This is a genomic window from Microbacterium sp. (assembly GCF_047606385.1).
In the GTDB taxonomy this organism is placed as follows: Bacteria; Actinomycetota; Actinomycetes; order Actinomycetales; family Microbacteriaceae; genus Microbacterium.
In genome coordinates, this window is the sequence record NZ_JASGEL010000071.1 from 1 (window position 1) to 7862 (window position 7862).

General features: G+C 72.0%; 8 protein-coding genes. 3 read left to right on the forward strand and 5 right to left on the reverse strand.

Going from position 1 to position 7862, the window contains the following annotated elements; all coding sequences use genetic code 11:
• Window positions 1-1123 (reverse strand): AAA family ATPase (locus tag QM626_RS06945; RefSeq protein WP_415075372.1); only part of this gene is annotated, 1123 nt, incomplete at its 3' end.
• On the reverse strand, window positions 1120-1740 hold the full coding sequence (locus QM626_RS06950; protein ID WP_415075374.1) for an SAF domain-containing protein: 621 nt from the start codon (window positions 1738-1740) through the stop codon (window positions 1120-1122). The genes QM626_RS06945 and QM626_RS06950, both read right to left, overlap by 4 nt.
• 100 nt (window positions 1741-1840) lie before the next feature.
• Here QM626_RS06950 and QM626_RS06955 point away from each other — a divergent pair, with 100 nt between their 5' ends.
• Window positions 1841-2122 carry a helix-turn-helix domain-containing protein gene (locus tag QM626_RS06955; RefSeq protein ID WP_415075376.1) on the forward strand — a complete coding sequence of 94 codons (282 nt, stop codon included), beginning with the start codon at window positions 1841-1843 and terminating at the stop codon, window positions 2120-2122.
• Between the two features lie 5 nt (window positions 2123-2127).
• Here QM626_RS06955 and QM626_RS06960 read toward each other — a convergent pair whose 3' ends face one another.
• Window positions 2128-2706 (reverse strand): hypothetical protein, encoded by a 579-nt coding sequence (locus tag QM626_RS06960; protein ID WP_415075378.1) that lies wholly within the window; start codon window positions 2704-2706, stop codon window positions 2128-2130.
• A 118-nt stretch (window positions 2707-2824) separates the two neighbouring features.
• On the opposite strand from QM626_RS06960, the gene QM626_RS06965 reads away from it, so the two are divergent.
• Window positions 2825-3262: an Rv3235 family protein gene (locus tag QM626_RS06965; protein WP_415075380.1), complete on the forward strand. Its 438-nt coding sequence runs from the start codon at window positions 2825-2827 to the stop codon at window positions 3260-3262.
• Between the two features lie 3 nt (window positions 3263-3265).
• Here the strand turns inward: QM626_RS06965 and QM626_RS06970 are convergent, their stop codons facing one another.
• Together QM626_RS06970 and secA are read right to left on the reverse strand one after the other, a co-directional pair.
• Window positions 3266-4489 carry a pyridoxal phosphate-dependent aminotransferase gene (locus QM626_RS06970; RefSeq protein WP_415075382.1) on the reverse strand — a complete coding sequence of 408 codons (1224 nt, stop codon included), beginning with the start codon at window positions 4487-4489 and terminating at the stop codon, window positions 3266-3268.
• A 53-nt stretch (window positions 4490-4542) separates the two neighbouring features.
• Window positions 4543-7362, reverse strand: a complete 2820-nt coding sequence (gene secA / locus QM626_RS06975; RefSeq protein ID WP_415075384.1) for a preprotein translocase subunit SecA — start codon at window positions 7360-7362, stop codon at window positions 4543-4545.
• Between the two features lie 163 nt (window positions 7363-7525).
• Here secA and QM626_RS06980 point away from each other — a divergent pair.
• A partial coding sequence (locus tag QM626_RS06980) for a PadR family transcriptional regulator (RefSeq protein ID WP_415075386.1) occupies window positions 7526-7862 on the forward strand: 337 nt, incomplete at its 3' end.

Below are 7862 nucleotides of genomic sequence, written 5' to 3' on the forward strand. Positions count from 1 at the left end.
CCGCCAGCGCCGACCGCGGCGCCGCCTCGGCCACGGGGCGGGCGGCGAGGCGCGCGGCATCCGCACCGCGACGGTCGTCGGGGACGAACCGGATGTCGGTGACGCCCGCGTACCGCTCGAGCATCCGCCGGATCTGTCCCCGGGTGTCGACGCCGATCGCCCCGGTGCGCAGCCGGTTGACGACGACGGTGACCGGCGTCGGACCGATGACGGCGCGCAGATCGGCGTGCGCGCGCAGGAAGCGCGCGACCCCGACAGGGTCGGCCGCGAGCACGGCGACGACACGGTCGGCCGCGCCGAGGGTCGCGAGGGTCGCCGCGTTCCGACGCGGGCCGTGCTCCAGATCGGAGACGATCTCCTCGTCGCGCTCGAGCGACGCCGCGACGTCGACGACCGTGACCTCGGCCCACTCGCGGCACGCCCGCAGCGTCGAGGTCACACGGGGCCCGGACAGCTCCGGCCATCGCGACGGCCGGTTGATCCCGGCGAGCACGTCGACGTCGCGGCCCGGCATCCCCAGCGGCACGCTGACGCGCGTCAGCTCCGCTGCGCTGAGCCCGCCGAGCTCCGCCTGCCGGCACGCCGCGGGCAGCCCGGGACCCTCGTCCGGCAGCCCCAGAGACAGGGCGATCGAGGGCGCGTGCGTATCGGCGTCCACGAGCGCGACATGCCGGCCGCCGCGCGCGAGCCCGACCGCCAGCTCGATCGCCAGCGTCGTGCGACCGGGCGCCCCGTGCGGGCCCCACACCGCGAGCAGGGACGGCGCCGGTCGGATCGGCGCCGGCGACACGGGGACGACCGAGAGGATGCCGTCGACCAGGCGCCGCAGCGGCTGCTCCGGGCTCAGCGGCTCGCCGAGACCGAACGCCGCGGCCAGGCGCCCGGCGGCGGCGTCCCCGCCGACGGGGACGAGGCGGACGGCCGCCGCATCGGCTGCTGCCACCAGATCGGCCGTCAACGTGCCGTGCGCGGCGTGCAGCACGAGCAGGTCCGCGCCGGCCTGACCGAGTGCCTGCGGCGGCACCCCCTCCACCGCGATCCGCACCGACACGCCCCGGCTGTCGAGCTCGGCCGCGACCGCCGCGCACAACGGCTGCGGCAGCAGCAGCAGCGCGACGGTCATCCGGCGCCGCCGGTCGCCGGCACCACCGAGATCAGCCCCTCGTCGGCGAGCGCCTCCAGCAGCGCGGCCACGTCGGATCTGGGGACCACCACCTCCAGCGACACGCCGCCGGTCGCCACGAGCGAGTCGTCGGCGACGACGGCGGCGACCGTCGCATCGGCGATCAGGATGCGGGGCGTCTCGTAGCCGTCCTGCCCCGCGCGCGGCGCGACCCAGAGCTCGACACGCGTGCCCGGGCCGACCGAGGCCGGCACCGCGGTGCTGGAGGGCACGACGACGGTCGTGGTGCGCACCGCCTCCGCCGTGTCCAGGGCGTCGGCGGGGACGAGCTCCCCGGCCGGCACCGTGCGCACGGCGACGGCGCCGGCCTCCAGCGCAGCGGCGTACGTGTCGTCGAGCTGCCCGAGCGCCACCTCGACGACGCGGACGTCCCCGGATGCCACCGCGTCGCCCGCCACGAGCGTGCGCGCCGCGACCAGCACCGGCGTCGTCTGCCGCGCCGCGGCGACCACGAGCCACACCCCGGCGATCGACGCCACGACCAGGACGAGACCGACGAGGAACCGTGGGTCGAGCCACACCGATCGGGCGCGCGGACGGGGCGTTCTCACGTTCATGGGCCCATGGTCACCGCTCCGACCGGCGCGCGTCGGATCTTATCCACAAGTCGCTGCGCGCCCGCATCCGCTGGCGCCGGGCGGGTCCGATAATGAACGCATGCCCGAGTCGATCCCGTTCGAGGGACGCCATGTCGCGCCCGCCGAGGTGGCCGATGCGCTCGCCATCCCCGTCGACGAGGTCATCGCGCTCGTGCTGGACGGGCGCCTGCGCGGCGCGCGCCTCGGCTCCCCCGCACGGTGGCGCATCGACGAGGCCAGCGTCGTGGCGTACCTCGACGACCAGGCCGAGGAGGCACGCCGGATCGCGCTGTGGCGGCAGTCGAACGCCGCGAGCTTCCCGGAGCTGTGGGGCCGGGGTCCGGTGCGCAATCCGGACTGATCCCGTCAGGGCCCGGCGTCCATCCGCACCCACGTGACCGCCGTGAACGGGATCACCCGGAAGCCGGTGACCTCGCCGGCGCGCCGGGGCGAGCCGGCGTCGTGCACGGCGAGGTCGAGGTGGTCGGCTGCGGCGCGGTCGATCGTGCCGCTCAGCGCCCCGCCGCCGATGCCGTGCACGACGACGCCGACGCGCCGACGCGCGAGGTCGCGCAGCACGAAGCCGAATCCCATGCGCTCGGCGAGGGTCGCCGGTCTCGCCGGCTCGGCACGCGCCGAACGCAGCAGGTCGGCGTGCTCCAGCGTCACGGCCCGCACGGCGTCCAGGCGGAGGATGCCGACGGCATCCCCCGCCAGCCCGGCCCAGTCCTCGCCCACGGCGGTGAGACGCCCGCGCACCACGTCCTCGCCGACCTCCACCGCGATCTCGGGCCCGGCCGGGTGCGCGAGCGCGGCCAGTCGTGCCCGCAGCGGAAGGCGCGTCAGCCGCAGCCGCTCGGCCTCGGTGTCCAGCGCGGCGCGCTCGGCCTCCCACTCGGAGGCGAACTGGTCCTGCAGATCCTCGAAGAGGCGGTCCCATCGCACGCGCCGAGATTAGGGCAGCCCCTCGCGCTGGATGAGAAGTTTTCCACAATCCGGTTCGGGGTGCGTGCCGCGTGCTCTACTGAACGCACTCACGATCCCCCCAGCGAGTGAGGCACAGATGGCACCACAGCTCTCCGGCGCCGCCGCGGCGCCCCGCACCTGGCGGCGCATGCTCGCCGCCGACTATTTCGCCCCGCAGCCGACGTCGGCGTCGGAGCTGCCCGACCCGGTCCCGCTGCTGCGCAACCTCACGACCGGGGTGCTCGAGGCGGTCGCGGGCGTCCGCGACCTCGACCAGCTCGCACGCTGGCTCACCGAGGACGCCTACCGCAGCCTGCTGACCCGCGTGAACCTCGCCACCCGGGCGCGCAGCGCGCGCGGCATCCCCGCCGCCCGGCCCGTGCATGCGATCCTCAGCGTGCACCACGACGCACCGGCCGACGGCGTGATCGAAGCCGTCGTCGTGGTCGCCGGCCCCGCCCGCACCCGAGCGGTCGCGATCCGGCTGGAGGGACTGGACCGACGCTGGCGCGCGACCTCGCTCGCGCTGCTGTGAGACCTACTGGCGGTACGACGCCAGGAAGTTCCCGATCCGCTCGATGGCCTCGCCGAGCACCCGCGTCTCCGGGAGGGTGAGGATGCGGAAGTGGTCCGGCGTCGCCCAGTTGAAACCGGTGCCCTGCACCAGCAGCACATGCTCGGAGACCAGCAGATCGTAGACGAACCTCTCGTCGTCGTGGATCTCGTGCACCTCCGGGTCGAGCCTGGGGAACGCGTACAGCGCGCCCTGCGGCTTGACGCAGCTGACGCCGGGGATCGCTTCGAGCGCTTCCCATGCGGCGTCCCGCTGCTCGTGCAGCCGCCCCGTCGGCGCGATCAGCGCGTCGATCGACTGGATGCCGCTGAGCGCGGCCTGCACGGCGTGCTGGGCGGGGACGTTCGGGCACAGGCGCGTCGAGGCGAGCAGGGTGATGCCCTCGAGGAATCCGGCGGCGTGGTCGGTCGGACCGGTGATCACGAGCCATCCGGACCGGTAGCCGGCCACCCGGTAGGTCTTGGACAGCCCGTTGAAGGTCAGGCACAGCAGGTCGGGCGCCAGCGTCGCCAGCGAGATGTGCCGGGCGTCGTCGTAGAGGATGCGGTCGTAGATCTCGTCCGCCAGCAGCAGCAGCGAGTGCTCCCGGGCGACCTCGACGATCTGCTCCAGCACCTCGCGCGTGTACACCGCGCCGGTCGGGTTGTTCGGGTTGATGACCACGATGGCCTTGGTGCGTTCGGTGACCTTGGCGCGCAGGTCTTCGATGTCGGGCTGCCAGCCGTCGGCCTCGTCGCACAGGTAGTGCACCGGGGTGCCGCCGCCGAGGCTCGTCATCGCCGTCCACAGCGGGTAGTCGGGCGCCGGGATGAGCACCTCGTCGCCCTCGTCGAGCAGGGCCTGCATCGTCATCGTGATCAGCTCCGACACGCCGTTGCCGAGGAACACGTCGTCGGGCGTGAACGGGGGGAACCCGGCCACCTGCTCGTACCGGTAGACCACGGCACGGCGCGCGGACATGATGCCCTTGCTCTCGCTGTAGCCGTGCGCGGTGGGGATGGCCTCGATCATGTCGCGCACGATCTGGAACGGCGCCTCGAACCCGAAGACCGCGGGGTTCCCGGTGTTCAGCTTGAGGATCGTGTGCCCCTCGGCCTCCAGCCGGTCGGCCTCTGCCAGTGCCTCGCCGCGGATCTCGTAGAGGACGTTCTGCAGCTTGCGCGACTGGTCGAGGGATCGGAGACTCATCCCCTCAGACTATCCCGGCGGCCTGAGGGGACCGCGGCGTCACCGCCGCGGGGCTACTTCTTCTTGGTGGAGGCGCGGCGCTGGGCACGGTTCTGCGGCGCGGGGGCAGGACGACCGGACGCCGCGGGCGCGGTCTTCTGACCGAACGCGCCGCGCTGCGGCTCCGCGGCGGGCGGCTGCGGGGCGATCGGGCCCGCGGCGGCAGCGGCGGCCTGCCGCGCCTTGCCGGTCGCGGCCTTCTGCACCTGGCCGCGGTTGTTGCGCACCTCGACCTCGCCGTCCTCGGTCGGGGCGGAGTACTCGAGCCGCTGCGCCTCGACCGCGGGCGCGGCCAAGCCCTTCGCCTCGACCTCGGTGTGCTCGGCATCCGGATGCCGCACCTCGACCTCGAGGTTGAACAGGAACCCGACCGACTCCTCCTTGATCTGCCCCATCATCGCCTGGAACATCTCGTAGCCCTCGCGCTGATATTCGATCAGCGGATCGCGCTGGGCCATCGCGCGCAGGCCGATGCCGTCCTTGAGGTAGTCCATCTCGTACAGGTGATCGCGCCAGCGGCGGTCCAGCACCTGCAGCACCACGCGACGCTCGAGCTCGCGCATCGCCTCCGCGCCCAGCTTCTCCTCCCGCTTGGCGTAGGCGATCTTCGCATCGCTCTGCAGCTCGCGCTTCAGGCCGGCCGTCGTGACGCGGCCCTTCTCGCCGGCTTCGGCGATGACCTCGTCGATCGTGACGCCCACCGGGTACACGGTCTTCAGCTCGGTCCACAGGGCGTCGAAGTCCCAGCTCTCGGTGTGGCCGCTGCCGGTCTTGTCGTCGACGATGTTGTCGATGGCGTCCTCGATGAAGTGGGTCACGCGGTCGGCGATCTCGTCGCCCTGCAGCATGTGACGACGGTCGGCGTAGATGGCCTCGCGCTGACGGTTGAGCACGTCGTCGTACTTGAGCACGTTCTTGCGCATCTCGGCGTTGCGCGCCTCGACCTGCGACTGCGCGCTCTTGATGGCGCGGCTGACCATGCCGGACTCGATCGCGACGTCGTCGGGGAAGTTCGTGCGGGCCAGGATCGCCTCGGCGGCGCCGGACTGGAACAGGCGCATCAGGTCGTCGGTCAGCGACAGGTAGAAGCGGCTCTCCCCCGGGTCGCCCTGACGGCCGGAGCGACCGCGCAGCTGGTTGTCGATGCGGCGCGACTCGTGGCGCTCGGTGCCGAGCACGTACAGACCGCCGGTGGCGACGACCTTCGCCGCCTGCTCGGCGACCTCGTCGCGGACCCGCTCGTAGACGGCGTCCCACTCGGCCTCGTACTCCTCGGGGGTCTCGACCGGGTCGAGCCCCTTCGCCTTCATCTCCTGCACGGCGATGAACTCGGCGTTGCCGCCCAGCATGATGTCGGTGCCGCGACCGGCCATGTTCGTCGCGACCGTGACCGCGCCGAGGGTGCCGGCACGCGCGATGATCTCCGCCTCACGGGCGTGGTTCTTCGCGTTGAGCACCTCGTGGCGGATGCCCTTCTTCGCCAGCAGCCGCGACAGGTACTCGCTCTTCTCCACGCTGACGGTGCCGACCAGCACCGGCTGGCCCGACTCGTGCCGGCTGGCGATGTCCTCGACCACCTGGGCGAACTTGGCCTGCTCGTTCTTGTAGACGAGGTCGGACTGGTCCTTGCGGATCATCGGCTTGTTCGTCGGGATCGGCACGACGCCGAGCTGGTAGGTCGACATGAACTCGGCGGCCTCGGTCTCGGCCGTGCCGGTCATGCCGGCGAGCTTGTCGTACAGGCGGAAGTAGTTCTGCAGCGTGACGGTGGCCAGCGTCTGGTTCTCGGCCTTGACCGGCACGCCCTCCTTGGCCTCGATGGCCTGGTGGATGCCCTCGTTGTACCGGCGGCCGACCAGGATGCGGCCGGTGTGCTCGTCGACGATCATGACCTCGTCGTTCATCACGACGTAGTCGGTGTCGCGCTTGAACAGCGCGAGGGCCTTGATCGAGTTGTTCAGGAACGAGATCAGCGGCGTGTTCGCGGACTCGTACAGGTTGTCGATGCCGAGGTAGTCCTCGACCTTCTCGATGCCGGGCTCGAGCACGCCGATCGTGCGCTTCTTCTCGTCGACCTCGTAGTCCACGTCGGGCTCGAGGGTGCGGGCGAGCTTGGCGAACTCGCTGAACCAGCGGTTGGCCTCCCCCGAGCTGGGACCCGAGATGATCAGCGGCGTGCGGGCCTCGTCGATCAGGATCGAGTCGACCTCGTCGACGATGGCGAAGAAGTGGCCGCGCTGGACGAGGTCCTCCTTGCGCCAGGCCATGTTGTCGCGCAGGTAGTCGAAGCCGAACTCGTTGTTCGTGCCGTAGGTGATGTCGGCCTCGTACTGCTGCCGGCGCACGGGCGGCGCCTGGCCGGAGACGATCGTGCCGGTCGTCATGCCCAGGGCCCGGTACACGCGGCCCATGAGCTCGGACTGGTAGGAGGCGAGGAAGTCGTTGACGGTGACCACGTGCACACCCTCGCCCGCGATGGCGCCCAGATAGGCGGCGAAGGTCGCGGTCAGGGTCTTGCCCTCGCCGGTCTTCATCTCGGCGATGTTGCCCAGGTGCAGGGCCGCGCCGCCCATGACCTGCACGTCGTAGGGACGCTGGCCGAGCGTGCGCTTGGCGGCCTCGCGGACGGCCGCGAACGCCTCCGGCAGCAGCTGGTCGAGCGTCTCGCCGGCGTCGTAGCGGGCGCGCAGCCCGGCGGTCTCGCCGCGCAGCTCCTCGTCGGTGAGGGCGGCGAACTCCTCTTCGAGGGCGCCCACGGCCTTGACGATCTGTCCCAGGCGCCGCAGCACGCGTCCTTCGCCGGCACGCAGCAGTTTCTCGAGCGGGTTGGCCACCGGGGCTCCTCCATCCATCGGTCGACGCGGGTACGCCGGTGCGCCCGCGGGCACACCGTCCCATGTTATCCACCCGTGACCTACGAAGGGACTGGATGCCGATGCGAGACCCCTATGCCGGGTATGTATATGCTCGGCATGGTTCCCGTCGCGAAGGAGGCACATGTCCGTCCGGCAGAGCGTGCTCGCGATCCTGACGCTCGGCCCCTGCTACGGCTATCAGCTGCGCACCGAGTACGGGCGCCGGACCGGCGGCGCCCGCGACCTCAACGTCGGGCAGATCTACAACACGCTCGACCGGCTCGAACGCGACGGCCTGGCCGTCAAGGCCGACACAGACGCTCAGGGTCACGTGTACTTCGCGATCACCCCCGCCGGTCGTGCCGCCGCCGAGGGCTGGTTCGCCGCGCCCGGCGACGATCTGGACGGGCTCGCGGTCAAGCTCGCCCTGGCGGCGAGCCTGCCCGGGGTGGACGCCGTCGCGCTCGCGGTCCGCGAGC